General features: G+C 44.4%; 25 protein-coding genes and 1 pseudogene. 12 read left to right on the forward strand and 14 right to left on the reverse strand.

Annotation, left to right across the window (positions count from 1 at the left end; genetic code table 11):
- The first annotated feature begins 35 nt into the window (after positions 1 to 35).
- Together ACF8EG_RS22785 and ACF8EG_RS22790 are read left to right on the forward strand one after the other, a co-directional pair.
- Positions 36 to 2,036, forward strand: a complete 2,001-nt coding sequence (locus ACF8EG_RS22785) for a methyl-accepting chemotaxis protein (RefSeq protein ID WP_031850534.1) — start codon at positions 36 to 38, stop codon at positions 2,034 to 2,036.
- A 214-nt stretch (positions 2,037 to 2,250) separates the two neighbouring features.
- The gene (locus ACF8EG_RS22790) at positions 2,251 to 2,730 is read left to right on the forward strand and encodes a Dps family protein (RefSeq protein ID WP_005461991.1); all 480 of its coding nucleotides are present in this window, start codon (positions 2,251 to 2,253) and stop codon (positions 2,728 to 2,730) included.
- Positions 2,731 to 2,811: 81 nt separating this feature from the next.
- Here ACF8EG_RS22790 and ACF8EG_RS22795 read toward each other — a convergent pair whose 3' ends face one another.
- The 5 genes and pseudogenes from ACF8EG_RS22795 to ACF8EG_RS22815 all read right to left on the reverse strand — a co-directional run bounded on the left by ACF8EG_RS22795 (position 2,812) and on the right by ACF8EG_RS22815 (position 7,125).
- Positions 2,812 to 3,450, reverse strand: a complete 639-nt coding sequence (locus tag ACF8EG_RS22795; RefSeq protein WP_069505827.1) for an HAD family hydrolase — start codon at positions 3,448 to 3,450, stop codon at positions 2,812 to 2,814.
- A 133-nt stretch (positions 3,451 to 3,583) separates the two neighbouring features.
- Positions 3,584 to 4,660, reverse strand: a pseudogene (locus tag ACF8EG_RS22800) (PQQ-dependent sugar dehydrogenase).
- 163 nt (positions 4,661 to 4,823) lie between these two features.
- Positions 4,824 to 5,972, reverse strand: a complete 1,149-nt coding sequence (gene yiaY / locus ACF8EG_RS22805; protein WP_005461954.1) for an L-threonine dehydrogenase — start codon at positions 5,970 to 5,972, stop codon at positions 4,824 to 4,826.
- A 334-nt stretch (positions 5,973 to 6,306) separates the two neighbouring features.
- On the reverse strand, positions 6,307 to 6,957 hold the full coding sequence (gene elbB / locus ACF8EG_RS22810; protein WP_020842295.1) for an isoprenoid biosynthesis glyoxalase ElbB: 651 nt from the start codon (positions 6,955 to 6,957) through the stop codon (positions 6,307 to 6,309).
- A gap of 12 nt (positions 6,958 to 6,969) precedes the next feature.
- Positions 6,970 to 7,125: a hypothetical protein gene (locus ACF8EG_RS22815; RefSeq protein WP_020842294.1), complete on the reverse strand. Its 156-nt coding sequence runs from the start codon at positions 7,123 to 7,125 to the stop codon at positions 6,970 to 6,972.
- A gap of 120 nt (positions 7,126 to 7,245) precedes the next feature.
- Here ACF8EG_RS22815 and yddG point away from each other — a divergent pair, with 120 nt between their 5' ends.
- Positions 7,246 to 8,148: an aromatic amino acid DMT transporter YddG gene (gene yddG, locus ACF8EG_RS22820; protein ID WP_020842293.1), complete on the forward strand. Its 903-nt coding sequence runs from the start codon at positions 7,246 to 7,248 to the stop codon at positions 8,146 to 8,148.
- Between the two features lie 189 nt (positions 8,149 to 8,337).
- Here the strand turns inward: yddG and ACF8EG_RS22825 are convergent, their stop codons facing one another.
- From ACF8EG_RS22825 to ACF8EG_RS22835, 3 genes are all read right to left on the reverse strand, one after another.
- Positions 8,338 to 8,904, reverse strand: a complete 567-nt coding sequence (locus ACF8EG_RS22825) for a hypothetical protein (RefSeq protein ID WP_031813204.1) — start codon at positions 8,902 to 8,904, stop codon at positions 8,338 to 8,340.
- Positions 8,905 to 9,869: 965 nt separating this feature from the next.
- Positions 9,870 to 10,766, reverse strand: a complete 897-nt coding sequence (locus ACF8EG_RS22830; protein ID WP_069505829.1) for a cation diffusion facilitator family transporter — start codon at positions 10,764 to 10,766, stop codon at positions 9,870 to 9,872.
- A gap of 175 nt (positions 10,767 to 10,941) precedes the next feature.
- A complete protein-coding gene (locus ACF8EG_RS22835; protein ID WP_005461877.1) occupies positions 10,942 to 11,820 on the reverse strand; it encodes a LysR family transcriptional regulator in 879 nt (292 codons plus the stop codon).
- Between the two features lie 225 nt (positions 11,821 to 12,045).
- Here ACF8EG_RS22835 and ACF8EG_RS22840 point away from each other — a divergent pair, with 225 nt between their 5' ends.
- On the forward strand, positions 12,046 to 12,621 hold the full coding sequence (locus tag ACF8EG_RS22840) for a class I SAM-dependent methyltransferase (RefSeq protein ID WP_069505831.1): 576 nt from the start codon (positions 12,046 to 12,048) through the stop codon (positions 12,619 to 12,621).
- Positions 12,622 to 12,678: 57 nt separating this feature from the next.
- Here ACF8EG_RS22840 and ACF8EG_RS22845 read toward each other — a convergent pair whose 3' ends face one another.
- Complete coding sequence (locus ACF8EG_RS22845) at positions 12,679 to 14,649, reverse strand: acetoacetate--CoA ligase (RefSeq protein ID WP_069505833.1); 1,971 nt, start codon at positions 14,647 to 14,649, stop codon at positions 12,679 to 12,681.
- A gap of 221 nt (positions 14,650 to 14,870) precedes the next feature.
- Between ACF8EG_RS22845 and phhA the strand changes: the two genes are divergently transcribed.
- Both phhA and ACF8EG_RS22855 read left to right on the forward strand, forming a co-directional pair.
- A complete protein-coding gene (phhA, locus tag ACF8EG_RS22850; RefSeq protein ID WP_069505836.1) occupies positions 14,871 to 15,665 on the forward strand; it encodes a phenylalanine 4-monooxygenase in 795 nt (264 codons plus the stop codon).
- On the forward strand, positions 15,655 to 15,993 hold the full coding sequence (locus ACF8EG_RS22855; protein ID WP_025501565.1) for a 4a-hydroxytetrahydrobiopterin dehydratase: 339 nt from the start codon (positions 15,655 to 15,657) through the stop codon (positions 15,991 to 15,993). The genes phhA and ACF8EG_RS22855 overlap by 11 nt, the downstream gene beginning before the upstream one ends.
- Before the next feature lie 170 nt (positions 15,994 to 16,163).
- Here the strand turns inward: ACF8EG_RS22855 and ACF8EG_RS22860 are convergent, their stop codons facing one another.
- Positions 16,164 to 17,933, reverse strand: coding sequence for a choice-of-anchor I family protein (locus ACF8EG_RS22860; protein WP_069505838.1), 1,770 nt, complete (start codon positions 17,931 to 17,933; stop codon positions 16,164 to 16,166).
- Between the two features lie 211 nt (positions 17,934 to 18,144).
- Between ACF8EG_RS22860 and ACF8EG_RS22865 the strand changes: the two genes are divergently transcribed.
- A complete protein-coding gene (locus ACF8EG_RS22865) occupies positions 18,145 to 18,489 on the forward strand; it encodes a HopJ type III effector protein (protein WP_021450748.1) in 345 nt (114 codons plus the stop codon).
- A gap of 41 nt (positions 18,490 to 18,530) precedes the next feature.
- Here ACF8EG_RS22865 and ACF8EG_RS22870 read toward each other — a convergent pair whose 3' ends face one another.
- Complete coding sequence (locus ACF8EG_RS22870; RefSeq protein WP_079858906.1) at positions 18,531 to 18,839, reverse strand: cysteine-rich CWC family protein; 309 nt, start codon at positions 18,837 to 18,839, stop codon at positions 18,531 to 18,533.
- 173 nt (positions 18,840 to 19,012) lie between these two features.
- On the opposite strand from ACF8EG_RS22870, the gene ACF8EG_RS22875 reads away from it, so the two are divergent.
- Both ACF8EG_RS22875 and ACF8EG_RS22880 read left to right on the forward strand, forming a co-directional pair.
- A complete protein-coding gene (locus ACF8EG_RS22875) occupies positions 19,013 to 19,228 on the forward strand; it encodes a DUF3820 family protein (protein ID WP_005375557.1) in 216 nt (71 codons plus the stop codon).
- Positions 19,229 to 19,497: 269 nt separating this feature from the next.
- The gene (locus tag ACF8EG_RS22880; RefSeq protein ID WP_005462089.1) at positions 19,498 to 20,748 is read left to right on the forward strand and encodes a DEAD/DEAH box helicase; all 1,251 of its coding nucleotides are present in this window, start codon (positions 19,498 to 19,500) and stop codon (positions 20,746 to 20,748) included.
- A 148-nt stretch (positions 20,749 to 20,896) separates the two neighbouring features.
- On the opposite strand, the gene ACF8EG_RS22885 is transcribed toward ACF8EG_RS22880, so the two are convergent.
- The 3 genes from ACF8EG_RS22885 to ACF8EG_RS22895 all read right to left on the reverse strand — a co-directional run bounded on the left by ACF8EG_RS22885 (position 20,897) and on the right by ACF8EG_RS22895 (position 23,493).
- Entirely contained in the window at positions 20,897 to 21,310 is a 414-nt protein-coding gene (locus ACF8EG_RS22885) for a VF530 family DNA-binding protein (protein WP_005462112.1), read from the reverse strand.
- 230 nt (positions 21,311 to 21,540) lie between these two features.
- The gene (gene trpB / locus ACF8EG_RS22890) at positions 21,541 to 22,764 is read right to left on the reverse strand and encodes a tryptophan synthase subunit beta (protein ID WP_017448076.1); all 1,224 of its coding nucleotides are present in this window, start codon (positions 22,762 to 22,764) and stop codon (positions 21,541 to 21,543) included.
- Between the two features lie 480 nt (positions 22,765 to 23,244).
- Positions 23,245 to 23,493: a hypothetical protein gene (locus tag ACF8EG_RS22895; RefSeq protein WP_069505840.1), complete on the reverse strand. Its 249-nt coding sequence runs from the start codon at positions 23,491 to 23,493 to the stop codon at positions 23,245 to 23,247.
- A gap of 241 nt (positions 23,494 to 23,734) precedes the next feature.
- On the opposite strand from ACF8EG_RS22895, the gene pcp reads away from it, so the two are divergent.
- The 3 genes from pcp (at position 23,735) to ACF8EG_RS22910 (ending at position 25,868) form a co-directional block, all read left to right on the forward strand.
- Positions 23,735 to 24,373 carry a pyroglutamyl-peptidase I gene (gene pcp, locus ACF8EG_RS22900; RefSeq protein ID WP_025631931.1) on the forward strand — a complete coding sequence of 213 codons (639 nt, stop codon included), beginning with the start codon at positions 23,735 to 23,737 and terminating at the stop codon, positions 24,371 to 24,373.
- Between the two features lie 181 nt (positions 24,374 to 24,554).
- Positions 24,555 to 24,818, forward strand: a complete 264-nt coding sequence (locus ACF8EG_RS22905) for a hypothetical protein (protein WP_025631929.1) — start codon at positions 24,555 to 24,557, stop codon at positions 24,816 to 24,818.
- 63 nt (positions 24,819 to 24,881) lie between these two features.
- On the forward strand, positions 24,882 to 25,868 hold the full coding sequence (locus ACF8EG_RS22910) for a GTP-binding protein (protein WP_069505842.1): 987 nt from the start codon (positions 24,882 to 24,884) through the stop codon (positions 25,866 to 25,868).
- The last annotated feature ends 56 nt before the right edge of the window (positions 25,869 to 25,924 follow it).

Below are 25,924 nucleotides of genomic sequence, written 5' to 3' on the forward strand. Positions count from 1 at the left end.
TATATTTAAGGCTCATCGTTGTCAGGAGTTTATGGATGAACCTTACAATATCAGGGAAGTTGCAGCTCAGTTTCGTGCTGTTAGCCGTCGTATTTATCGCATCTGCGATTTTCACTTATCGTAATATAAACATAGTTGAACAGCATGCATCATCATTATTGAGTTCCGATTTGCCGACTGTTGATACCAGTCGTGGAATTCAGCAATCGGTTCAAGCTTCGTTGTCTTCAATCCGAGCGTACATGTTATTGGGAAGTGATGAAGCCGAAGGTTTGCGTTTGAGTCAGGAAGTGCAAAGTATCATGGCATCAACGGACGATGCATTGCCAACCTTACAAGCTCTGATTTCGGAGTCAGATTTCCAGTCGATTCATCAGCAATGGGAAGCGATGAAAGTGTCACTTTCTCAGCTTATTGAGTTGAGCCACAGCGCGGAAAATCTGCCAGCGCATAATCTGTTTATTAACGAAGCTGCACCCATTGCTGAAGTCGCGCTCGACCAAATTCAAAGCCTAATTAATGAAGAGTCAGGCAATGAAATGGGCGGTGAGCGTAAGCGCTTATTTAAAGTCTACGCGGACAGTTACACTTCTCTAGCTAATGCTCTCTCGGCACTGCGTGATTTCCTGTTGTACGGACAGCAAACACATCTGGAGAAGTATCAAGACCTGATCAAATTCCACAACCAATCGGTCGCAGAAATCGACGCTAAACTGGATATGTTGTCAGACAACGACCAATCACTATGGTCATTGTTTAAAGAGATGCAACAGATGTATTTCCCCTTGGCTGATCAAGTGATTACGCTGCGTCAATCAGATGAATGGAACAAAGCAAATTTGCTAATGGCAAATGAGTTGTTACCCGCGGCAAACGCGTTAAATCAAAGCCTAGAAACGATTGTGTTGGCTCAGCAAGCTAAAGCGGATCAAAGCGGTGTTGGCATCAGTCAATCAATCAAAAATGTGCTTACGTCGATGCTGGTGGCAGCATTACTGGTCGTGATTGCGGCGATTGCGATTTCAAAATACATGGGAAATACCATTGGACGCAGAGTCCAGCGATTATCAGAACGAGCGAAGATTATAGCCTCTGGCGATGTTTCTCAACCGCCATTGAACGTTGTCGGCAAGGATGAGCTGGCTGACCTTACGAGCTCTATCAATCGCATGAACGAGTCACTGGCAGGCATTGTTGCAGGTGTAAATGGCAAAGCGAACCAAGTGGACACCAGCATGGGTGCGCTTCTCGAATCGGCACAAGTGACTTCCAATAACGTAGAGCAACAACAGTCCAATATCTCAGAAATGGGGCGTCAACTCGAAGAGATTGCCTTTGCCGCGAGCAATACGTTGGATCAAGCTAATCAATCGGTGCAAAAGTTGTCAGATTCAAAAGATGAGATAGAACAAGGTCGTGACGCACTTGAGAAAAATAAAGCGACCATGGAAAGCTTACACAGCAGCATAGAAAGCGCCAGCACCCAAGTTACGCAGTTAAGCAAAGAGAGCGAAGCAATTGGCCGCGTGACGGAAGTGATTGAAGGGTTAGCAGAACAGACTAATTTGCTGGCACTCAATGCGGCAATTGAAGCGGCGAGAGCTGGTGAACAAGGGCGAGGTTTTGCTGTGGTTGCCGATGAAGTGCGCATGTTGGCGACAAGAACCACGCAATCGACGACAGAAATCAACGGTATTATTAACGCAATTCAACGTTCAACTCACACGGTGGTTCAGGAAATTGAACACAGCCAGTCGTTGGCAGAGCAAGGTGCTGAACACATCGATAATGCCGTAACGAGATTGGTTTCAACGACAGAGCAGATCGGTTCTCTAAACGAGCAAATGGTAGAATTGGCCGCTGCTGCCGAGCAGCAATCTCACGCAACGCAATCCATAAATGGGTTAATGGCAGGCATTACGCAGTCGGTCGAAATGGTGGCGAGTAACAGTCAGCATGCTTCTGAGACGTCGTTGCAAGTGAAGCAACAAGTCACCGAGTTGAATCAACAAATGGCCATGTTTAAAACGGCTTAGACCCCCAATGAATGCCCCTCGACCATGAAGAAATACAATGGTCGAGGGTTTCGACTATTCTACTACTCACATAACCTAATTGCTCATTGAGTTTAGTTATTAAAGCTATAGCTAAAACCAAATTTCCTTCCTCACCGCTCAGATCTAATATGACTCCATCGGCAGCAAACACTGCAAAAGAATTTTTAAACTTTACTCTCCAAGGAGCAAGATTATGAGCAAACAAGTAAGCTTAATTGGTCTAGATCGTCAACAATCAGAACAACTAGCACAACAACTGAATCAGCTACTTGCCCACTACCAAGTGCTGTACATGAACACACGCGGTTATCACTGGAACATCAAAGGCCATCAGTTCTTTGAATTGCATGTAAAATTTGAAGAGATCTACACAGATCTCCAAACCAAAATTGATGAACTTGCAGAACGTATCTTAACGTTGGGTTACACACCAGCACACGCGTTTAGTCATTACTTAGAATCAAGCGAAATCAAAGAGCATCAAAACGCGACAGCGGGGGAAGAGTGCGTGAAAGGCTTGGTTGATGGTTTTGGTGTTCTGCTTGTTAAGCAGCGTGAGATTTTACAAAACGCTGGTGAAGCAGACGATGAAGGTACTGCGGCACTGATGGGTGATTACATCCGTGAGCAAGAAAAACTGATGTGGATGCTAAACGCTTACTTACAAGGCTAAGTACAAACATTTACATACGATTCGGGAATAAGCCAAAGGAGCACATGAGTGCTCCTTTTTTTGTCTCTGTGAATTGGCAATCTAATTCGTTGAGCTTTTCGGACAAAGGGAGCAGTGCGCTGATTCAAAGTACGCCAGCAAATCGGACAGTTCTCTCACCGCAAGTGATGCCGAATTTTGAAATTGTTCGGTGATGCCGTGATGCACCAAACAAGACGGCATTTGTGCATTGTACGCAGCTTGTAAATCGTAAAGGAAGTCACCGACATACAGCACTTCATTTGGCATCAAACGCCACTCCTTGGCGAGTACTTGTAGCGATAAAGGATCGGGTTTTGGTGGATAACATTCACGCGTGATCACTTGCTCAACGGTGATTTGGTTATGTTCCAATTTTCTTTGTGTTGCAATTAGGCAGTTTCGCGTCACGATGGCGGTTTTAATCGTTTTTTTCTCCAAGTAGTTCAGCAATTCATGACAGCCAATCATCGGGCTAGATTGTTCAGCATCGGAAATCTCGTGGTCAAAAATGACATTATGTGCATGCTCTTTGTGATGCGGGTGATCGATGCGCTCTACGAAATCCAATAAATCTTCTGTTTGAGGGCAACCGAGTTGCTGACGAAGATCTTGAAAGTTCATATCTGAACTGACGAGCGTGTTGTCTAAATCGAAAATGACGGCTTTTATTCTTTCAAGTTCTAGTGGGAAGGGAATCATAGTGGCCTCGTACAACTTAACCAAACTATCGTTATAAAAACAAAAGGTTATTGTTAAGTTTAGAGTCTTCTGGCGAAGTTGTACGAAAATAAATCACTGATGCATCACAAATCGAAAAAGCGTTGCACAGTTCTTATTGCTCGGTTAAGCGGAAGATTTTGCCGCTGTCGGTAGAAAAGTAGATATAGCCATCGGGGCTTATCGTTATATCTCTGATTCGTTCTTCAAGCTTTTCCAGTAAGCGTTGTGATTCTGTAAGCTTGCCATCGTTAATGCTGACGACATTGATATGAGTGAGCTTTAACGCTCCAACTAATATTTTGCCGTCAAGTTCTGAGTATTTATCCCCGCGATAGAGCACCATATTGCTTGGAGCGATAGAGGGAATGTAAACCAATTTGGGGTCTTCCATTCCTGGCAGTGACTTCGCTTCACCCACATCAAGTGGGCCCCAATATTCTTTCCCTTGTGAGACTCTTGCCCAACCGTAGTTCGCCCCTTTTTTAATTAGGTTAATTTCGTCACCTCCACGCGGCCCATGTTCAATCGACCAAAGTTGATCTGTCTCTTTGTCGTAGAACAAACCTTGTGGATTGCGATGCCCGAAACTCCAGATTTCAGGCTTTGCCTTAGAGGAAGTAAAAGGGTTATCTGTTGGCACCGTGCCGTCTAGATTCAAGCGTAGTATTGAGCCTGCGTGTGTTTGAGTATTTTGCCCGTTGTCTCGTTCACCTCGATCGCCAATCGTGAAGTAGATCTTGCCATCAATAAACGCGATTCGACTGCCAAAATGTCGGCCAGTATCGGTGATGGCATCGGCGATGAAGAGATCTTTCCAGCCTGTTAGTTGCTCGCCATTTAGCGTTGCGGTGGCAAGTGCGACGGTGTTTCCTTTCTGGGTTCGTTTGCTGTAGGTGAAATACAGCTATGGATTTTTCTTATCGGTATTTGGGGCGAGTGCGACATCCAGTAAACCGGCTTGTCCACTGGTGTTAACATTCTGAACAGTATGGATTTTTTGGCGTTGACCAGTCATCACATTGAGCAATGAAATGGTGCCATTTTTCTCGTTCACTACTACGCGTTGCGAATCGATAAATTCAATGCCCCAAGGGACTTGAAACCCATTGGCAACCTCATCAGTTTGGTATTGCGCAGCATGAAGTGAAAAAGATAAACAAGCGAGCAGGGCGATGGTTACATTTCTCATGGGTCCTTCCATGTTGAAGTGCGTGGATGCTTAAAAGCTAACACTAAATGGCGAGATCCCCAAATGATGACAAGCTGCAGCGAGCGGTGTATGAATATAAAAATCCCCGATACCAGATCGGGGATTGAGTTAAGGTGTTAGAGATGAATCTGTCTTTCTGCGATTACATTGCCGCTTCGAAGATTGCAGAAATCTCTTCGTGAGTTGCTTGTTTCGGGTTAGTGAAACCACACGCGTCTTTTAATGCGTTGTCTGCTAGTGTTGGGATATCTTCTAGCTTCGCACCAAGCTCTTTAATACCAGCTGGAATACCAACGTCTTTTGCTAGCGCAACGATAGCGTCGATCGCTGCCGCAGCACCTTGCTCTGCCGACATACCTTCTACATCCACACCCATCGCTTTTGCGACATCACGTAGACGCTCTGGACATACTTGCGCGTTGTAGCGTTGTACGTGAGGAAGCAAGATTGCGTTACATACACCGTGTGGTAGGTCGTAGAAACCACCTAGCTGGTGCGCCATAGCGTGCACGTAGCCTAGAGATGCGTTGTTAAACGCCATGCCAGCCATGAACTGTGCATATGCCATTTGCTCACGAGCTTCTAGGTTTTCGCCGTTTTTCACTGCGGTGCGTAGGTGCGCTTGAATTAACTCGATCGCTTTGATTGCAACAGCGTCAGTAATTGGTGTTGCCGCGATAGATACGTACGCTTCAATCGCGTGAGTTAGCGCGTCCATACCTGTTGCTGCCGTCAAAGACGCTGGCTTAGCAAGCATTAGCTCTGGGTCGTTTACAGAGATAAGAGGCGTTGTGTGTTTATCAACGATTGCCATCTTAATGTGACGCTCTTCATCAGTGATGATGCAGAAACGGGTCATTTCAGATGCAGTACCTGCTGTGGTGTTGATTGCGATTAGTGGCAGCATTGGTTTTGCTGATTGATCCACGCCTTCGTAATCGCCGATTTTTCCGCCGTTAGATGCAACCAGTGCGATGCCTTTTGCACAATCGTGTGGTGAGCCACCACCAAGTGAAATTACGAAGTCACATTCGTTCTCTTTTAGAAGAGCTAAGCCATCATTAACGTTGGTGATTGTAGGGTTTGGTTGAGTGCCATCGAACACAACGGTTGCTACGCCGCGTTCAGTAAGAAGATCTTGAACCTGTTTTACTACGCCGATTTGGTTAAGGATCTTATCCGTAACGATCAAACCTTTCTTAAAGCCTTGAGATTGGATGCTGTTTGCTGCGTCTTTTAGGCAGCCAGCGCCCATTAGGTTTACCGTAGGGATAAAAAATGCACTTGTCATATTGGATTGCTCCGTTGTTATTATTAATAATCTTTCATAATTTGCCATTTAACTGTCGCACACCCCTTTCTAGAACGAAATTGATCCAGAGCAAGTTTACCCATTTAGGGGTACTTTAAAGGAGGAAACTGTGACAGCGATCTTGTTGCACAGTGTGGAGGTGCAACACAAATACAACGTAGCCCAAATATGCAACTATTGACGCAAACGATTGGTAAAAATTGAAATCTGATGATGATTTATATCTCAATTAGACTAAAGTATAAAAAATCCCCATTGATATTCGATCTATCAATGGGGATTTAAAATTGAGTTTTAAGTTATCTATCAGTAATTAGGCGATTTCGACCAATTTTGATACCAATTTATCGATTCCTGAAGCTGCTTGTGAGATATTCTGCGCTAACATGTAAGCTGGCGTAGAAAGCACATTGTGTTTCTCGTCAAACACATACTCATCTACGTTACATTCAACGTGCTCTCCACCCATTTGGTGAAACGCAGCTGCGGTTGCGTCATCATTACCTATTGTGCCTTTTACGCCATGTTCGTAAATCATAGGAATAATGACAGGGGCAATGCAGAGGTAACCGGCAGGCTTGTTGGCATTTGCGAACGCACGGCAAGCTTGTGCAACGTGTGTATTAATCGAGCATTCCGCGCCAGAAACGGCAAAGTCAGTCAGATTTTTTGCTGCACCAAAGCCACCTGGTAACAATAGCGCATCAAAGTCTTCAACGTTCAGTCTAGCCACATCCTCAATGTTTCCACGCGCTATGCGTGCCGCTTCAACGAGCACGTTGCGTGGCTCATCCATTTCTTCGCCAGTGAGATGATTGATGACGTGTAATTGATCAATGTTTGGAGCGAAGCAATGCCAAGAAGCACCAGCTTTTTCGATGGCGTGCAGGGCTAGCACGGCTTCATGTAACTCTGATCCATCATAAACTCCTGAGCCACTCAAAATAACTGCGACTTTTTTCATTTTAAGATTCCTTTAGTCTGATATTTCCGTTTGTTGCTCTTTTATATTTGGGGATTGAGATTGAGCATTTGCCTTAGTTTCGACGATTTCTTGATCGTCGTCTTCTTCATCATAGTAGCGGACCACAAAAGGTGTCAGCATGACGCTCGATGGTAGAAAGTGTTTCATATCGACTCCAAACGCATAACAGAATCATTTTTATACTGAAATTTATAAAACAGTACGTTGAAGCGGATCATTTTTGAGTTAAGCTGAAGTTTCCTTTGGCATTCGTGAGTAGTAGGTCACATGAAATCCGTGCAATTTCGCTTCACACTTTATGGCTGTATTGCCATCCTCTCTTGGAGTTGCTTACTGGGTATTGCAAGGCTCGTAACCGAAAGTTTAGGGCCAGTAGGTGGGGCGGCGATGTTGTATTCGCTAAGTTCAATCTTTTTGTTGATTGTGGTGGGCATCCCAAAGTTGTCTTACTTTTCTCCGAAGTATCTGATAGTTGGGGGCGCAATGTTTGTTTGCTATGAGATCTTTCTTGCGCTTGCTCTTGGGTATTCGAATTCGCGAGCTCAAGCGATTGAGGTATCTATCGTCAACTATTTATGGCCCGCGCTAACTGTATTGTTTGCAGTGTTGGGTAGCAACAAAAAGCCAAGTTGGCTGTTGTATCCAGCAGTAATCCTCGCGTTTATTGGTGTTGCTTGGACGGTGAGCGGCGAGAACGGTTTATCCCCGACACAAATCATCTCGAACGTAAGCAGCAATCCGCTGGTGTACTTCATGGCGTTCACTGGCGCGGTGATTTGGGCGGTTTATTGTAATCTCACACAGCGACAACAATCGAAGCACAATGCGATCACGTTGTTTTTTATCGCAACTGCGGTTTCGCTTTGGGTGAAGTACGCATTTGCGGATGAGCCTACAATGACGTTCTCATGGTCAGCTCTTGGGTATCTGTTTGCATCGGCAGCGTTGATGGCGGGTGGTTATGGCTTATGGAACATCGCCATTGTTGGCGGGAACATGGTCTTTTTGGCGACTTTGTCTTACTTCACGCCGATTTTCTCTGCGCTGTTTTCGTCGCTTATACTTGGTGTTACGTTGAGCAATAGTTTCTGGCAAGGTGTTGTTATGGTGACAGTTGGGTCACTCTTGTGTTGGTTGGTAACAAAAGAGAAGCGAGAAGCTGCTGGTTAAAGCCACATTATCTGAGTGATTAATGACTGGTTTGTGGCTTCTCCGGTTCTTGTCGGTGTTGATGGAGGCCTACTTGAGCCGTCATCGTGTTATCGACAGGTCACCAATCATTTTTTTAGAGTAAGCATCAGTCACCAAACTGAGATAGGTGTGGGAAGGTAAGTCGCATCATGAGATGCGATGTCTAACTTAGGCTTCGTTCCAGTTTGGTTCTTCTAACGCTGGCCAGAGCATCAAATCATCAATACCAACGTCCTTAAAGCCTATCTTTGAGTAATAGCTTTTAAGCGCTTCTACGCTTTCCTCTGAGCGATCTTCTAAAGGAAGTGCCTTTAGACCAATGATGTCGTAAATCGATGTAAAGCGTTCAATAAAGTCCTCAATTAAGGCTTTGGAATACTTATTTCCTCGATGCTCTTTCTTTACCTTTAGTTCGTGAATCACAATGAGGCGATCTGGTTCTGGACAGACACCCCAACGCATTGTTTCGTTACGTTTTGCGATGCTTTCTTTTAGCAAGTAATCATCATCAAGAATTTGGATAAAGTGGGCAATGCTGGCGTTTACGTTCAATAATTTATGACAGCTGATAGTACTCGAGGCTCTGGATAAATCTACGATGTAAAAGTCACAGGTAGCGACTTCGGTCTCTTCTCCTTGGTCGACAAGAGCAAACATACTCGCTGTCATTACATTGATACATGATTCAATATCATTTGAATAAGGAGCAGTTGTCAGGGCGTAGTTTATGATCATTGTTCTGTTCCTTTTCACTCGCTAGTAGCACAACGTCGTTTAATAAACGTGACGCGAACACTTAATTTGATGATGTGTACCAAAATGACCTCCCTCAGATACTTTAATTAGTTCATCGGGCTGTGTTGGCGGAGTGCTGACTCCCGCAATCTTCATACTCACCCCTTTTAAACTTTTTTAAAATGTTTTACAGAGCCAGTATTATGTACAGATATTGGGAGTCAATTTTTTATTATGGTTAGCGTTAATCGGATGGGTGAGCATTCCGACAACGGCCAACTGACAGCGCAGGATTTTTCACGTTTTCCCTATCTAAAACAGTGATCTATTGCACATTTTTATTGCGATTATTCCAGAAGTTTGGAATTCTAATGTCGAGTAAAAATGCAAATAAACTGCGTTCTCCACACAACCAAATTTTTCTATTATGTGCAAATTAAAAAAGTGATATATGTCAAATTTTGCATATTAAGTCGCATTGATAATCGCCATCCCTTAAAGTTTTGACTTAACAACAAAAGGAGTAGATATGTTTGGCTTCTTTAAACGAAAAGCTTTAAAAAAAGAGCCTTTAATCTATACAAAGAACTGGTATTTGGCAGGCTATATGAAGGCAACCGTTTCGGGCTAAATGCAGAAGACTTATGCAAAACAACAGGGCTTAATCTATTCTCGACCCTCAATCTGATTCATAGACTTATAGCGACAGGATTGGTGGAGGAGTATGAGCTTGTTGATGTCGTTTGCTACCGAGCGGTGAACGTGCCAATTTATCTAGATGACACCTCTCCGCCAAGCATTATTACCGATTATGTAAAACGTGCAATTGGCCGAGTTGACTTCAATGATCTAGCTTGAAACACAAAGAAAAAACCGCCGTTACTGGCGGTTTTTTCATTTTCGTAAAGACTGAACACTCAATTTACGTGCTTTATGATAGAAATACCTGACTTTTGTTTCGTGTTCTAACAATTCGCTACGTTTAAGTTCAGTTGCAGTTTGAATCTGTGCTTCGACAGACGCGTGGTTAGCTGTTTTCGAGTTTGTTCAAGAGTGTCGAGTTCAATCATGTCATCATCAACGTGTAGATCAATGTTCACGCGAAGCTCTTGACCAACCTTCGTAATGCCTGCCAGTTTTAACTGATGATCAGATACTTTTTCAATTTCTAAAACGTCGTTACCAACAACCTGACAAAGTTCTTTGCTTGGTGTCATCATTAGTAACTCACGCAATGCGCCACACAACATATCAAATGGTACTTTTAGGAAGTAGAAGCCCATAAGTAGCATCATCATTGGGTCCGCGTAGACTGCGTAATGCGCGAATGGGGTAAGAGATACTAGCCATGCAGCGATAAAACCAACAGTAACTGCCACGCTTAATAGCGTATCCATTTGCCATTGTTTTTTCTCCGCATCGATCAGACCTGATGAGAACCGACGACTTTTTTTCGACATAAACCACCAAGCATAACCACAACCGATAACGTTCACGAGACCAAAGATAGTCGCGATTGAGGTATCAACCTCACGACCACCCGTCATCAATGCAGAGATCGCTGAGTAAAGCGAAAAACACACAACAACAAGAATCACGGCCGCTTTAATCGCAATAACGATAGGTTCGAGTACCGCTTTACCAAATGGAAATACAGATTTTGATGGTTTGCTGATGTAGGAAGATGCCGCCAGTGACAATAAAGTTAACAGTAAACTGACTAGCGAGTATACACCGTCAAAAACGATGACAATCGACCCAACAAGCAAGCCAAGTACCATACCACCAGCTGCAAACCCAGAAGCTAAAAGGGCTGAAATGGTTAGAATACGGTTTTCGTTTTTGCTTGTCCTGTCACACATAAAAGATGCCTTTTGGTTTTAATACCTTACTATTCTTCTCTTCTGAGGCATTTTAGGCAACTACAAACTGAGTGGAAATTAAACGAGAAAGCGACCGTTTTATTATTTTTCTTTAAATACAATGGCTTAATGCAACTTTGCGGTGTCAAATATATTGACAGTCACTGCCTTTTATTTAGAAGTCAAATAAATATTCGCTTAACTTATCTGCTAACCAAGTCATCGCTGGGTGTTCAATCTGACCGTTTGGTGCAAACATACAGTAGTCTTCTTGAGTCAAACCGTAAGTGTGTTTGATGACGGCAAGTTTTTGTTGGCGCAAGTAGTGGCGAATGAGCGGCTCTGGCAATACACCCCATGCGTCTTCCTCCAAAATGGTGTTGAGCATGTAATCGAAACTTGAGAAGCCAATGTATCGAGTTGAGAACGGCTGTAAGCCTGGGTTGTCTTTCTCGTTGAGGTAAACCATCAAAGCCTGCATTTGGCTGCGTAGATCTTCATCGGATACGCGACGCATCTTACTTAATCGATGATCAACGCTACACACCGACATCATTCGGATTTTACCCAGAGGTTTGTAAACAATGTGCGGGTCATCAATGCGTTCATAGTCGACACCGAACGCAAAATCGACTTGATGAGTACTGACTAAGTTAGCCAAGTCACCACTAGAGGCCAAGATGAGGTTAAACGTTGTAGAAGGGAATCGATTGTTGAGTCGGTGAGACAGTTCTTGCCACAAATCGTCTGGCAGTGAGTCATCACGCGCCACCCAGACTTCGGCGTTGAAGCCTTCGGATATTTGCGCGCATGTTTTTCTGATTCGTTGAGCTGTGACCAACAAATACTCGCAATCTTTGTAAATTGCTTTTCCCGCTTCCGAAAGCGTCAGTTGGTTTCCTGTTCTTGTGAACAACTCAACATCGAGCTCTTTTTCTAATGCCTTGATCGACATGCTGAGTTTGGTGCGGTTACAGTCTAACTGCCGCGCAGCTTCGGAGACTGAGCCACACTCTGCGATAGTGCAGAAAGCTTCTACCTGAGTTAAGTTCATGATTTGACACAACCAATTAAGAATTTGCAATAAAGTAGGGCACGATAGAGATGTGCTCCCAAAGCTGTGAAAGATTATCGAAAAAAATAGTAATTCGCCAGATAAGTCTATGGTCTTTTAGCGGTTTTGCGGTACCCTATAGCCTAATAATTTCAAAATGCGCCAACTGCATTTTGATGTCACATAGTGATATGTGGGCTATAAGAAGTGAACATGGAGGCCACGATGGCACAAGATTGGGACGGCTTAGCAAAGAACTGGGAATCGAACCCAGCAACAGAGCAATTTGCGCAGTCGGTGTTTGCACAGTTACAACAGCTAACTCAGCTTGATGGCATTAAAGTTTTAGATTTTGGATGCGGCACCGGACAATTAAGCCAATTGTTGTCACCCATTGTTAAGGATATTGTGGCGTTAGATGCGTCTGAAGCCATGATTGAAGAGCTCGACAAAAAAGAGTTACTCAACGTTGAGCCAGTCGTAGATGCATTATCACGAGGTTTAGTGGCGCAACATCCTGCTTTCCGCGGACAATTTGATCTTGTGGTTGCGTCTTCTGTCCTTGCTTTTGTCGATGATGTGGAATCATCGTTAGACATTGCTCATTCGTTGCTAAATGAAGGTGGTTACTTCGTTCATTTTGATTGGGTTGCAGAATCCGAGCAAGACGGTTTCACCTTAAGCCGCTCCAAGAATGCATTGAGCAACGCTGGTTTTGTCGATGTTGAAGCGAAAAAAGTGTTCGATATCACCTCTGATGGACAAACCATGTCGGTATTAATGGGCGTTGGTCGCCGTTAATTTGCCAAAAAGATTAAAAAAAGCGAGCCAAGGTGCTCGCTTTTTTGTGGGTGGAATCTAAGCTGATATCGCGGTTTGAATCTCTTGTAGTATCTCTGGATTGGCAATTGCGCCTAAGTTTTCAACTTGTCGACCATTGACAACTTGCTTGACGGCAAGTTCTACCAGCTTGCCTGATCGCGTTTTCGGAATATCGCTGATGGCGAAAATGGCACTCGGCACATGGCGTGGTGAACAGGCCGATTTCAGCTGCGCTTTAATGCTGCCGATTAACTCATCATCCAACTCATCTTGGCTTTCTAATTGAACAAAAAGCCAGATCTGTTCATTTCGATCCACTTCTTTCCCAACCACGATGGAGTCAACAATGCCATCAATAGCATTCACCTGTTGGTAAATTTCTGCGGTACCAATTCTGACGCCACCTGGATTAAGAGTGGTGTCACTACGGCCATAAAAGACAAAACCGCCAACCTCACTTTTTTCTACATCGTCGCCATGATGCCAAACATTATCGAACTTATCCCAGTAAGCGCGATGGTAACGCTCGCCTGAATCACGCCAGAACCCAGAAGGAAAATTCGGCAGTGAATTGGTGCAAACCAGCTCACCTCGTTCACCTACGACACTGTGACCTTGTGGATTAAATACTTGTACATCAACGCCTAAGCCTGCGGATTGACACTCGCCTCGATAGACTGGGGATATCGGATTGCCTAATACAAAGCATCCGCAAATATCTGTGCCCCCAGCAATGGACGCTAAATGTACGTCTTCCTTTAAGTGCTCGTAAACGTAATCGAATTGCTCAGGATAAAGTACAGAGCCAGTTGAACAAATCGTCTTGAGTGCGGGGAAAGCATCGGCTCTTTTCGGTGAGAATTGCGCTTTTTCAATCGCTTCCAGATATTTAGCCGACGTGCCAAACAAAGTCACGTCAGCATTTTGAGCAAGGTTCCACAGTACCTTGTGAGAAGGATAAACAGGGCTACCGTCAAAAATGACTAAGCACGCTCCGCTTGCAAGGGCGGAAACGTGCCAATTCCACATCATCCAACCACAGGTCGTGTAGTAAAAAACTCGATCGTTCGGTTGAATATCGCAGTGCAGTTGATGCTCTTTGACATGATTCAGAATGGTGCCACCGACCGAGTGCACGATGCATTTGGGTTTACCTGTCGTACCGGACGAATACAACACAAAGAGTGGGTCATTGAAGTTAACGCGGGTGTAGGTGACGGGCTCGGGTGAGTATTGATTGAGCACGTTTTGCCAATCTTGGGTACAAACATCACATTCAAAGATGTGAGGCTTGAGATAGCTGATTTGGCACACTTGTTTGAGGCCATCGAGATGATCGGATATATGTTGGTTTTTCTCCGCCATGTCGAAAGTTTTTCCATTGAATGTGTAGCCATCACAAGTGAACAAAATTTTTGGTTTTACCTGTCCAAAACGTTCCAGCACACTTTCTACGCCAAAATCTGGCGAGGTTGACGTCCATGTCGCACCTAAGCTGGTGGTTGCCAACATCGCGATGACGGTTTGAGGAAGGTGCGGTAAGTAACCAGCAACAACATCGCCTTGTTTGATGCCACAATCCCTAAGCCACTGTTGAACACTCGAGACTTCATCACACAGCTGTTGCCACGTATAGGTCTGTCGTTCGTCACGTTCATTTTCAAACCAGATGGCGAGCTCATGTGGTTTTTGATAAGCAAAGCTCAATAAGTTTTCTGCGTAGTTAATATGAGCGTCAGGAAACCAACATAAATCACGATTGAGTACTGGTTGTTGCCATTTGCTCTCGCCTTGGCTTTTTACCGTCTCACCTGCATTACCTATTACATCGCAAAACAGCCAGACCTCTTGCCAAAACTGCTCGTTATGATCCAAAGACCATTGGTGCAGGTCTGCGTAGTTTTTTAGGTCAAAACCTTGTCGATTAATGTGTTCGATAAACTGAGTAATATTGGCTTCTGCGATACGACTTTCGCTCGGTTGCCATACTTTGTTGCTCTCGCGCATAGGTCCCTCTATAACAAAGTGATAACAGTTTCAGTCTGAGGGGGAATGCCAATAAAGTCAAACTCCCACGTCAAAGCTTGTTGTTTTATAAATCATGATGTTATGAACTGATGTAAACAATATGTTACATCAAACTTTGATTGAGAAAATCGATCAGGGATTGGAAGCTCTTAAGACTCCAGATAGGCTTAATGTAAAGGATTTGTTAATGGAGATGAGTCATGACTCAATATCGTTCAAAGCCCGTTAGCCAGGATGGAAGGGTAGAATGGAGCCGCGAAGAAGATGCCATTTGGAGTGACCTTGTCACGAGACAAATGAGCGTGATCAAAGAGCGTGCGTGTGATGCTTATCTACGTGGTTTGGAACTGCTGAACTTACCTCAGGATCGCGTGCCTCAGTTGCCGGAAATCAATCGAGTCTTAATGGAAACAACAGGATGGCAGGTTGAGCCTGTGCCTGCTCTGATCGATTTCGACCGATTTTTTAATTTGTTGGGTAACAAACGTTTTCCAGTCGCGACTTTCCTAAGAACCCGAGAAGAGTTCGATTATTTACAAGAGCCGGATTTTTTCCACGAAATTTTCGGCCATTGTGCCATGCTCACGCATCCAGAGTTTGCTGCGTTTACGGAACATTATGGTCAGCTCGGACAAGCGGCAACACCAAAACAGAGAGCTTACTTGGCTCGTCTTTACTGGTTTACCGTTGAATTTGGTTTAGTGAAAGAAGGCACGAAAACGAAAATCTATGGCGGCGGCATACTCTCTTCCCCAGGAGAAACCATCTACGCATTGGAAAGCGAAAGTGCAATTCGTGAGTCCTTTGACCTACAAACGGTATTAAGAACGCCATATCGCATCGATATCATGCAGCCTAAATATTATGTGATTGATGATTTCTCCCAGCTTTTCCAAATTAGCCAACTGAATTTATTGAAACAAGCGGATCTAGCGATAGAAGCTGGATTGCTTCCACCACCTTTTGAACCTAAGGAACCTGCTCATGCTGAATGAACAAAAATGCGAAGCTTGTAGCTTTGATGCCATTGCCCTGACGAAAGAAGAACAGCAATCTCTATTGCTGCAGCTGTCCGATTGGCATCTCATTGAAAGGGACGACATTCCGCAACTTGAGAAGACATATAAGTTTAAGAACTTTAAACAAGCGTGGGCGTTCAGCAATAAGATTGCGGAATTGGCAGAAGAAGAATTTCATCATCCATCAATTTTGCTTGAGTGGGGCAAAGTCACCGTGACTTGGTGGAGCCATTCTATTAAAGGTTTGCATAAGAACGATTTCATCTGTGCGTCTAAGTGTGATGCGTTGGTGTTGAGCGAATAAACACGAATGGACAGCCGTTGTTTGCTATTCATGCTCTGAAAAGCATTAACACACTTAACCGTGAATAAAAAATGCCCGAACTGATATTCGGGCGTTTCCTATTTAGCACTTCTGTTTTATGGCCGCGGTTTTAGCGCCACAGTTGTAGATACTTTGAGATACTACTGTTTTTAGAGTTCGATACGAAAAACTGAGGTTGTGCCTGATACCTCGTTGCCGACGGCAATAAAATGTTGTCCGTTACGAGTAAAGTAGTTAATTGATTCGGGCGCTAGATCGCCCGCTTTTGGATTGTAAGTGTCATTTGCGCACTCACCGTCTTCTACCAACGTACATACTGGTTGGGTGTAATCGCGGTGGTTTACATAATGCAAGAACTGCGCTTGTTTTGGTTCGGTGATGTCGTAAACCATAATACCGCCTTGGCGCTCTAAACCGATAAATGCGTAGTATCGCCCATTGATTTTCGCTACTTCGATGGCTTCTGGCTCGATGCCTTTATCATCACTTCGGTCATCACCGCTACTGTTGCTGTCGTTTGTGCTGTTGAAGTGTTTACCTTCGTTCAAGAGGGCAACTGTTGCGAAATCGTCTCCACTATCAAAAACTAGCTCACCATTTTCATTCCAAATTGAGAATGAACGCGCGCCAAATGCTCGAACGTTTTCTTCTGCGTTTAATGTGTGGTTTGGTTTGATAACTTTGAGTCTAGCTAGCTGTTTGTTGTCTTTCAGAGCTCCAGCAAGAGGGTGGTCGGTCGTAACTTTGAGTTTTTTGCCACGGACTTCGTCGATATGGCTCAAACAGGAGCCTTTGACATTGGTGTAATCTGGCGTACCTTGATAGTCATCCTCATCCCACTTGAACCCTGCTTGATCACATTCAGCTTGAGTGGTTTTAAAACCATATTCGCGACCATCCCCTTCGTTGGCTGAAACAATGTAGGTTTGGCCGTTGACAGAGTAACTGTCTAGCGTGTCGGGCATGTACAAGCCAACCAGCTGCGGATAGCTTTTCAAATTGCCGATGATCTTATCTTTATTTGAGGCGTCCAGCTTTGAATTTGACCAAGACTTTTCCCCTAAAGCGACAATTTTTTCTACCGATTGGCTTTGTGGATCAATAATCGCCATTGCGTTATTTTCCTGCAAGGCGACATAAATTTTCCCGTTGTCGGCAAACGTCAGATATTCCGGTTCAAGGTCTTGAGCAATTGAGGCATTAGGGCCGGAAATACGCACCGCTTTTGGCAATTCATCTGAGCGCACTCCATCAAATTCGCCAAAGCCAATTTGCGTAACGTCAGCATTGTTAATACCTTTGCTCAAATCGACCAACGTCACGCTACCTTCGGGATCGATACTGTAATCGGAGTTCGGTTCGCCTTCGTTTGCGGTGGCAATGTAACGACCATCTTTAGAAAAACCAACCATATCTGGCAGCGCACCGGTTTTGAAAGTGGTGATTAGAGAAAGATCATCCGAGCGATACAGCGCGATCAAGCCATCTTCCTGCTTATTATTGTTTTCAATCGCGACGGCGACTAAACCATTAAATACAGCAACACTGTTGGCCGCGCCGATTTCAATACCTGCGGAAGTTCCAGCATCGGTTAGGTCAATAAAATCGGTTTGTGAAGGCGCACTGCTTTCGTTGAGCGACAACACATCCACACGTTTGACTTGAGCATTGACCACGTAGAGTTTGTCCGTGCACGCATCATAGTTCACGATTTCTGCGGCAGAAGTATCAAACGGTGCATCGGCGATAGATGACCCAACAAACGTCAAACCTTGGATTGAGGTTTCCCCAACAGCGGGTGAACTGATCGGCTTACATTGTGCACTGAAAGATGCGATAACATCGTTCTGTTGCGATGAACATGCGATGGCGAGCGTCGATAACGCCATTGCACCTATTGCCTTAAGTGGGGTGGTCATGATATCTCCTTATCAATCCGATATACTGTCGCTCAATGCATGATTTTCAGATATCTATTCATTCACTGCAGTGGACGATAATAGAACATTGATTGACGTGTGATTTGGTAAGGCTCTGAATATATGTATGATTTATGAATCTTATATGGGCTTTTTATGAAACAAATGTGTCATTGGCGAGATTGCGATGGCATTAGGATTTGGAATGAAAATGGAACTACAACAATTTCTTGATGTGCTGGCATCATCACCTGAAAAGATTGAATTTGAAACGACGATGGCAGTGATTGAAGACAATTACGATTTTACGCCCGCTGCATTTACGAATGGCAATACGCAAAATGGCGCGAATGAAAACAACGGTTCGTGCAAAATTTTTGCATTCGGCTTATTGAACACTCTCGATAAAGAAGCGACGTTGGCGTGTTTTGGTCGTTTCTACCGTGAGGACGTACTGCTTCACCCAGAAAACAACGATCACCAAAATATCCGCAATTTCATGGTGACGGGGTGGGAAGGCATTCAATTTGAGACTTCTGCGCTTACCGCAAAATAGTTATCATTTTAGAATCGCGTTACATGAAGAAGCCAGTCGTATTATGCGACTGGCTTTTTTTCTAAACACTTGCGGCATAAACAAAGCTGATCGGACTCCGGTTTAGGCAAGTCACGAGGCTCAATACCAAAACACCAACACGTTTCTTTTCCTGCTGCAATATCGCAGTGAGCTTGCGAATCGCATTCAGGACAGCGGTGGGTGGAGTCTTCTCCGGTGATTTGCTCGATAATGGTTTCTCGTTGGAGTTCGGTTTTGTCTTTCCATTGGATGATTTCATCCATCGTTCGGTGACAGCCAGAACAAATTCCAGCGTTATTCTTACAGACTGCTCTACATGGTGACTTCATTGCATTCTCGTTCTAATTTTTAATGTCGCGTACTCTAGCACAAAGCAACTCAAAGCCGTCAAAATAAACCGCCCTAACGATCGTTGAGCTTCTTGCCTTATTTGGTCCTTTAACTGGTGAGGGAGCACCGCTGGTGGTACTCTTGCGTGAGATGTCTTAACCGCGCTTCATTTATGTTAGAAAAAGAAAACCTGATTAAACTGGCAAGAATGCAAATGCCATTTGGCAAATATGCAGGCAGAGTACTTATTGATTTACCTGAGGAATATTTGCTGTGGTTTGATAAAAAGGGCTGGCCGAGCGGCGAGTTAGGTGACCTATTAAAGCTGTGTTTAGCGTTAAAAATTGAAGGGCTAGACAGCGTCGTGAAACCTTTGAAAAGGATGTAACCTGCCTCTGTAACCCTATTTCCCACGATGCAGTGTGTTTTACTTCTAAAGAGTCAGACTGCCTGACTCTTTTTTCTTTAAAGTGAATTACCACTGGCCCCATAAATGGTTGTTTATCATGAGGGGATTCACGAATATTAGGCAAAGAGCATTCCTGACCTTTATAGCGCTGCTCCAAACCACCTCTGTTTCGCGCATTATCGCTAACATCCTCGTGCTAAATAGCATAAGATACTCGGCCTTTACCCAGTACTGAGCCTCTCATCGTAATGACAGATAAAACACAGCAAGCGACATTTGCCGATCTTGGCCTGATTCCAACCTTAGTCGAGCGACTAGAAGCGTTAGAATATAACCAACCAACACCTATTCAATCTCATGCTATTCCTCATGTGCTTGATGGCAGGGATATGATAGGCGGAGCCAATACGGGCTCAGGTAAAACCGCCGCTTTCTCGCTGCCAATTCTGCAGAAAATTCTTCAGCAAGGTGAATCAAATGATCGTCGTGGTAACTTCGTTTCTCATCTGATTTTGGTTCCTACTCGTGAGCTGGCGTCGCAGGTGGCTTACAACGTTAAATCTTACTCATACCATCTTAGAGATAAGATCAAAACGGTTGCCGTATTTGGTGGCGTATCCGTGAACCCGCAAATGCTGGCGCTACGTGGCGGCTGTGACATCATTGTTGCAACGCCGGGACGACTACTTGATCTGGTATCGAGTAATGCGATTAAGTTAGACCAAGTAAAAACGCTCGTGCTCGATGAAGCCGACCGTATGTTGAGTTTAGGATTTACCGAAGAGCTCAATAAGATTCTTGCCTTACTGCCAGAGAAGAAACAGACACTGCTATTTTCTGCTACTTTCCCTGAGAAAGTCACAGCGTTGGCTCAGCACTTACTTAACGATCCCGTTGAAGTTCAGTTACAGAGTGCAGAAGCCAGCACTTTGGTGCAGCGCGTGTTTAGTGTCAATAAAGGTGAAAAGACGGCGGTACTCGCACATCTAATCAAACAGCATCAATGGCGCCAGACTTTAATTTTTGTGAATGCTAAGAATGCCTGTAACCACCTAGCTCAGAAACTGTCAAAACGCGGCATCACTGCCGAAGTTTTTCATGGCGATAAAGGGCAAGGCGCTCGTACTCGCGTTCTTGATGGCTTTAAGTCTGGTGAGATTCAAGTACTGATTGCTACCGATATCGCAGCGCGCGGTCTCGATATTGAAAAATTGCCAGTGGTGATTAACTTCGATCTTCCGCGTAGTCCTGCCGATTATATGCATCGCATCGGACGCAGCGGCCGTGCGGGGGAAGTGGGTCTAGGTCTATCTCTTATCGATTACGATGACTACCACCACTTTAAAGTGATAGAAAAGAAAAATAAGTTCCAGCTTGAACGCGAGCAGGTAGAAGGCTTTGAAGTGGAAGATGACCAAAGTGAAGCCTACTTTTTACCGATGAAGCCGCGCGCAAAGCCAGCAGGAACGGGTAAAAAGAAGAAAAAGCGTAATCAGTAGAAGACGTAATCTACAAGTTAGTCGAATTACGAGAGTTTCTTGGGCGGAGATGAACCAGTTGGCCACTCGCTGCCCTTAATCCTTTTAAAGAACAATAGAGCCTTACTGGATCTGTCAGTAGGGCTCTATTGTTTTCCAAGTAAGTATACTAGCGACGTGTCGGACGGCCACGAGATGAGCGTTTTTTAAATGAGGATGCTGCTTTCGCTTGTGAATTGAGAATAGAATCAACGGTTAGCGGCATTGGCTCTTTAGGTTCAAGACCGTGAGGGAAAGTACGGGCTCTTGGTGGCAAATTGTATTCTTCTTCACTCGCTCGTGGCATGCGCTTAAAGCGATAAAGATAAAAGTTTTCTAATTTTTCTCTCGCCCATTCAGTTTTCTTTAAATACTTCACGCTACTTGCAATCGAAGGCTTGGTATTAAAGCAATTAAAACGCATGGCTGTATCTAGAATGTCCCAGCCATAAAAATCTACCAACTCTTGCAACATAGTCTCTAGCTTTAACCCGTGCAGTGGGTTGTTTTGTTGCAGTTCGATTCTTTCTTCGTCAGTCATCATTTTAGGGGCCTTACTCATCAAAGGGCGGAGTTTAGCAAAGTATACATTATAGAGATATCTATAGTTAGGCAGCGATGGTTTGAATAGAAACGCCAGAAGGCCTAGGCAGCGTAGTTAAACCACTAAAGCAAAGGTAAATTGAGAGAAAACTACAAAGCCACCTTGTTTTAGGTGGCGTTGCTTTTGTCTGCGCGTTGCGATTAAACGTAACTCAGCTCAGTGGCTGCCAGTTAGATAAGCGACTCAATGCCGTATTTTGCTCCGTAGTTTTCAACCACAAAATCGATGTCTTTGTCGCCTCGACCTGAAAGGTTGACAAGAATCGAGCCTGTTTCACCTTGTTGTGCCAGTTTGATTGCGTATGCGACTGCGTGGGAAGACTCGATAGCAGGAATAATCCCTTCTTCACGAGACAACTCAAAGAAGGCGTCTATCGCTTCGTCATCGTTGATTGAACCATAGTTCACGCGTCCGATGTCTTTTAAATAACTGTGCTGTGGGCCTACCGATGGGTAATCCAATCCACTGGCGACGGAGTGTACCTCTTGTGGTTCGCCTTGCTCATCTTTAAGCATGTAAGACTTAAACCCGTGCATGATGCCTGGCTCGCCAAGCGTTAGGGTGGCTGCGTGTTCACCCACTTTGTCCAAAGAGCGTCCAGCAGGCTCGACGCCATGGATCGCGACATTTTCATCTTCTAAAAATGCGCTAAACAACCCCATGGCATTTGAGCCGCCACCCACACACGCGACAAGATTGTTCGGCAATTTGCCCGTCATTTCTTTGAACTGAACTCGCGCTTCGTTCCCGATGATGGATTGGAAATCGCGAACCATTTTAGGGAATGGGTGAGGGCCAACTACGGAACCAATGGCATAAAGTTGAGTTTCTGGATCTTTTAGGTACGCTTCAAAGGCAGCATCAACGGCTTCTTTCAGCGTTTTACGTCCGTGCGTGGCAGGAATCACGTTAGCACCAAGGATTCTCATACGGACAACGTTCGGATGCTCTTTGGCGATATCGACTTCGCCCATGTAAATGTCACATTCTAAGCCAACCAAAGCGGCAGCAGTCGCCAATGCCACGCCATGCTGGCCAGCACCAGTTTCCGCAATCAGTTTCTTTTTGCCCATTTTTTTTGCAAGGATGGCTTCACCTAAACAATGGTTAATTTTGTGAGCGCCAGTATGGTTCAAGTCTTCTCGCTTTAGATAAATGTCGGCCCCGTATTTCTTAGATAGATTCGCTGCATGAAAAATAGGGCTAGGTCGACCGACAAAGTGTTTATAAAGGCGAGCTAACTCGTCTTTGAACTCTGGATCTTGGCAACATTCTTCGTAAGCGGCGTTAATGTCTCGCATGATTTGCTCAAGCTCTGGCGGAACAAAGCTGCCACCATATTCGCCAAAATATCCTTCATTGTTTGGCATGTTGTGGTCGAAAGAATTTTTCATTAGTTACGTCCTAGTAAATGAGAGTATTGATACTTTTATACCCAAATTCACAAATAGGTTGTGTGATCAGTTGCTTAAATCGTGATGCTGCTATCATGAACTAGTTAAATAGTACGAGATTGATCTTGTCTGGAGGAAAATGTGAGTAAGAGGAACAAAAAAGGTCCCGAAAGACTCTAGGCTGTCACAAGGGTCTTTCGGGACAAACAGAGTACAAGGAAGTGTACTCTGCGATGGTGTCTGAAAACGAAAGTTAGATTCGCTTCCGTTGGCAGATGTTAGGGATTTCAAGCCATGTTATGTCAGCGAAATGTCACAACTCTTGAATTAACTCAAAAGCTTATTTTTTATTTTTGAACAATGGGTTACGAAACTTTCTTGTTTTTGGGATTAAAGTTATTTAGAGGGTTTTAGTTATAAAAAAAGCTTGCTAAATAACAGCAAGCTTATCTCTTTTTAGCACACGTGGATGCGCAGAAATCAGTGTTTACGTCCTGAGCCGTTTCTAACGATGTCTTTACCGTTGTCGTAAGCATGTTGTGAAACCCAACGGCCCAACAAAAGTTGATGTTTGTCGCCTAAAACTGCAACAAAAGGACGGCCGTCAGTGTTTGTTGTCGCTAGTGCAACGCCAGTTACCCCTTCCAAACCTAATGCACCGCTCTCGACTAAATGCAGAAAAGCTTCTAACTCTTCAAGACTTTCAATGACGTGGTTATCAATGTTCATGGTATTCGATCTCTTTGAACTGCCGATATTTTGTGGTCGCGTACTCTACATAAGTTAGGCACAGAAACCAAGTTCCCGCTGAGTTATGGTCGGTTCTGCGTTGATTCACTTATTGTTGGGGGGCATAGGTTAGAGTGGATTCACACAAAACAATGTGGCTTGGTTGCAAGCTGACTTTATGGTTGGAGAGTGAAAGAGGCGATGCAATAATCGGCGAAACAATTTCTCTTTGAAGGTTGCGATGAAAAAGGTTTTGATTACTGGTTTTGAACCGTTTGGTGGTGATGCAATAAATCCGGCGTTGGAGGCTGTGAAAAGGCTAGAAGAAACAAGTATTGACGGTGGCATCATTGTTACTTGTCAGGTGCCTGTGACGCGTTTTGAGTCCATCAGTGCTGTGATTGATGCGATTGAAGCGCATCAACCAGATTGTGTTATTACCGTTGGTCAGGCCGCTGGTAGAGCGGCAATAACGCCCGAACGCGTTGCAATTAATGTGGATGACTTCCGAATTCCAGACAACGGTGGCAATCAGCCAATCGATGAACCCATCATCGAACAAGGCCCGGATGCGTATTTTTCGTCTTTGCCCATCAAGCGTATTGCTCAAACGTTGCAAGAGAGCGGTATTCCTTGTCAGGTTTCTAATAGCGCGGGGACGTTTGTGTGCAACCATCTGTTTTATGGAGTACAGCATTATCTGAGGGACAAATCGATTCGGCATGGATTTGTGCATATTCCGTTGTTGCCTGAGCAAGCGACGGATAGCAACCACCCGTCAATGAGCCTCGATATGATCGTGGCTGGCCTAAAGTTGGTGGCACAAGTTGTCATTGAACACGAAAGCGATGTTGTGGTGAGTGGTGGACAAATTTGTTAGTAAGCTACTGAAATAACTAATAAGTTACTAAGCGTATGTTCTGCCAAATGTTAACTTGCTCAAATTTTGCTTGCTTCGAAAGGAGTAGCATTAGAGTGTCGGATTGAAGGTGTAAGACTTTCGTTCGGTGCCCTTGTCACAGGAGGTGTCAGGGGCTTACTCTCAAAAAAGGCGAGTTATCATGAAAAGCAACAAAAGTAAGGCTATTGCACTTATCTCTGTCGTTGTTTTCGCTTTGGCTATCGCTGCGCTTAAATTCGAAAACACGCTCGGAGTCCTTCCAATCTTAGTCGCGATTATCGCATTCTTTACCTGTGTCATTCACACCAGTATGTACCTGTCGAATGTGAAACGTGCAGAGGCGGTAAGTCATTCTGACTATTCTCAAAACTCAAACCTACACACATTAAATCAAGACATAAGCGAGCGTGATAAAAAGCGTTGAAGCAAGTCACATTCTCCGTATACTTTGCCCAAGCACTAATGCACGACTGTGTCGGAGAAAAACATGTCAAATCGAGTACCTACCAACATACTGACCGGATTTTTGGGTGTCGGTAAAACGACCACGATTTTAAATCTTTTAAAGAACAAACCTGAAAATGAAAATTGGGCGGTGTTGGTCAATGAGTTTGGTGAGATTGGCATCGATGGTGCATTAATGACCGACCAAGGTGCGTTGATTAAAGAAGTGCCAGGCGGTTGCATGTGCTGTACTGCAGGCGTTCCTATGTCTGTTGGTATTACAGCATTATTGCGCCAAAAGCCAGACCGTTTGTTGATTGAACCAACAGGCCTTGGTCATCCAAAACAAGTGATTGCGACGCTGACATCAGAGCAATATCTGCCATACGTTGATTTAAAGGCGACCATCGCGTTAGTCGACCCTCGTAACTTGAGCGATGAAAAATACACGTCTAATCAAAACTTTGTTGATCAGCTAGACAGTGCCGATGTGGTGATTGGCAGCAAAGTCGATCTTTGTTCAAGCCATGATATTGATGTGTTCAACGATTGGGTTACCGATCAAACGACAGCTAAAGTGTTCAGTAAGTTGATTCACAACGGCGAGCTGCCGATTGAAGTTCTGGATATTGAACGCGTACACGGCAGTGCTTCTTCTCATATCGAAATGCATCACCATGAGCATGCACACCAAGAGCCTCAGTTTCAGTTACCACCGGGTGAAGCTTTCATCCGTAAAGAGAACAAAGGGCAAGGCTATTTCAGTTGTGGCTGGCTATTTGGCGCTGAATACAAGTTCGATTTTGATAAGCTGTTCTCGATGTTGTCTGACCTAACTGCCGAACGTGTGAAAGCGGTAGTCAACACCAATCAAGGGTGTTACGCATTTAACGTGGCAAATCGCGTGGTATCGGTCAACGAAATCAGCTTAGAAGGGTTTGAATCACGACTTGAAGTGATTGATTCTCAGCTTCTCCCTTGGGATGAGCTAGAGCAAATATTACTGCAACTTGCGGGTGTCGAAGGATAAGGCATTCGCCATTCTTCGCGCAAATGTTGGAATGAAACGGTGAATCGACTGCATGG

Origin of the sequence: Vibrio sp. YQ_11, assembly GCF_043103065.1 — a bacterium.
Classification (GTDB): Bacteria; Pseudomonadota; Gammaproteobacteria; order Enterobacterales; family Vibrionaceae; genus Vibrio; species Vibrio parahaemolyticus.

What these genes read in the sequence shown, in the direction of transcription:
- yddG (WP_020842293.1), top strand. Translation starts at nt 7,246, where the DNA reads ATGAAATCCGTGCAATTTCGCTTCACACTTTATGGCTGTATTGCCATC.
- trpB (WP_017448076.1), bottom strand. Translation starts at nt 22,764, where the DNA reads ATGAAAAATTCTTTCGACCACAACATGCCAAACAATGAAGGATATTTT.
- yiaY (WP_005461954.1), bottom strand. Translation starts at nt 5,972, where the DNA reads ATGACAAGTGCATTTTTTATCCCTACGGTAAACCTAATGGGCGCTGGC.
- ACF8EG_RS22895 (WP_069505840.1), bottom strand. Translation starts at nt 23,493, where the DNA reads ATGAACATTGATAACCACGTCATTGAAAGTCTTGAAGAGTTAGAAGCT.
- ACF8EG_RS22910 (WP_069505842.1), top strand. Translation starts at nt 24,882, where the DNA reads ATGTCAAATCGAGTACCTACCAACATACTGACCGGATTTTTGGGTGTC.
- ACF8EG_RS22790 (WP_005461991.1), top strand. Translation starts at nt 2,251, where the DNA reads ATGAGCAAACAAGTAAGCTTAATTGGTCTAGATCGTCAACAATCAGAA.
- ACF8EG_RS22795 (WP_069505827.1), bottom strand. Translation starts at nt 3,450, where the DNA reads ATGATTCCCTTCCCACTAGAACTTGAAAGAATAAAAGCCGTCATTTTC.
- ACF8EG_RS22855 (WP_025501565.1), top strand. Translation starts at nt 15,655, where the DNA reads ATGCTGAATGAACAAAAATGCGAAGCTTGTAGCTTTGATGCCATTGCC.
- ACF8EG_RS22835 (WP_005461877.1), bottom strand. Translation starts at nt 11,820, where the DNA reads ATGAACTTAACTCAGGTAGAAGCTTTCTGCACTATCGCAGAGTGTGGC.
- ACF8EG_RS22815 (WP_020842294.1), bottom strand. Translation starts at nt 7,125, where the DNA reads ATGAAACACTTTCTACCATCGAGCGTCATGCTGACACCTTTTGTGGTC.
- ACF8EG_RS22840 (WP_069505831.1), top strand. Translation starts at nt 12,046, where the DNA reads ATGGCACAAGATTGGGACGGCTTAGCAAAGAACTGGGAATCGAACCCA.
- ACF8EG_RS22865 (WP_021450748.1), top strand. Translation starts at nt 18,145, where the DNA reads ATGGAACTACAACAATTTCTTGATGTGCTGGCATCATCACCTGAAAAG.
- ACF8EG_RS22875 (WP_005375557.1), top strand. Translation starts at nt 19,013, where the DNA reads ATGTTAGAAAAAGAAAACCTGATTAAACTGGCAAGAATGCAAATGCCA.
- phhA (WP_069505836.1), top strand. Translation starts at nt 14,871, where the DNA reads ATGACTCAATATCGTTCAAAGCCCGTTAGCCAGGATGGAAGGGTAGAA.
- ACF8EG_RS22870 (WP_079858906.1), bottom strand. Translation starts at nt 18,839, where the DNA reads ATGAAGTCACCATGTAGAGCAGTCTGTAAGAATAACGCTGGAATTTGT.
- ACF8EG_RS22830 (WP_069505829.1), bottom strand. Translation starts at nt 10,766, where the DNA reads ATGTGTGACAGGACAAGCAAAAACGAAAACCGTATTCTAACCATTTCA.
- ACF8EG_RS22880 (WP_005462089.1), top strand. Translation starts at nt 19,498, where the DNA reads ATGACAGATAAAACACAGCAAGCGACATTTGCCGATCTTGGCCTGATT.
- ACF8EG_RS22905 (WP_025631929.1), top strand. Translation starts at nt 24,555, where the DNA reads ATGAAAAGCAACAAAAGTAAGGCTATTGCACTTATCTCTGTCGTTGTT.
- pcp (WP_025631931.1), top strand. Translation starts at nt 23,735, where the DNA reads ATGAAAAAGGTTTTGATTACTGGTTTTGAACCGTTTGGTGGTGATGCA.
- ACF8EG_RS22785 (WP_031850534.1), top strand. Translation starts at nt 36, where the DNA reads ATGAACCTTACAATATCAGGGAAGTTGCAGCTCAGTTTCGTGCTGTTA.
- ACF8EG_RS22825 (WP_031813204.1), bottom strand. Translation starts at nt 8,904, where the DNA reads ATGATCATAAACTACGCCCTGACAACTGCTCCTTATTCAAATGATATT.
- ACF8EG_RS22860 (WP_069505838.1), bottom strand. Translation starts at nt 17,933, where the DNA reads ATGACCACCCCACTTAAGGCAATAGGTGCAATGGCGTTATCGACGCTC.
- elbB (WP_020842295.1), bottom strand. Translation starts at nt 6,957, where the DNA reads ATGAAAAAAGTCGCAGTTATTTTGAGTGGCTCAGGAGTTTATGATGGA.
- ACF8EG_RS22885 (WP_005462112.1), bottom strand. Translation starts at nt 21,310, where the DNA reads ATGATGACTGACGAAGAAAGAATCGAACTGCAACAAAACAACCCACTG.
- ACF8EG_RS22845 (WP_069505833.1), bottom strand. Translation starts at nt 14,649, where the DNA reads ATGCGCGAGAGCAACAAAGTATGGCAACCGAGCGAAAGTCGTATCGCA.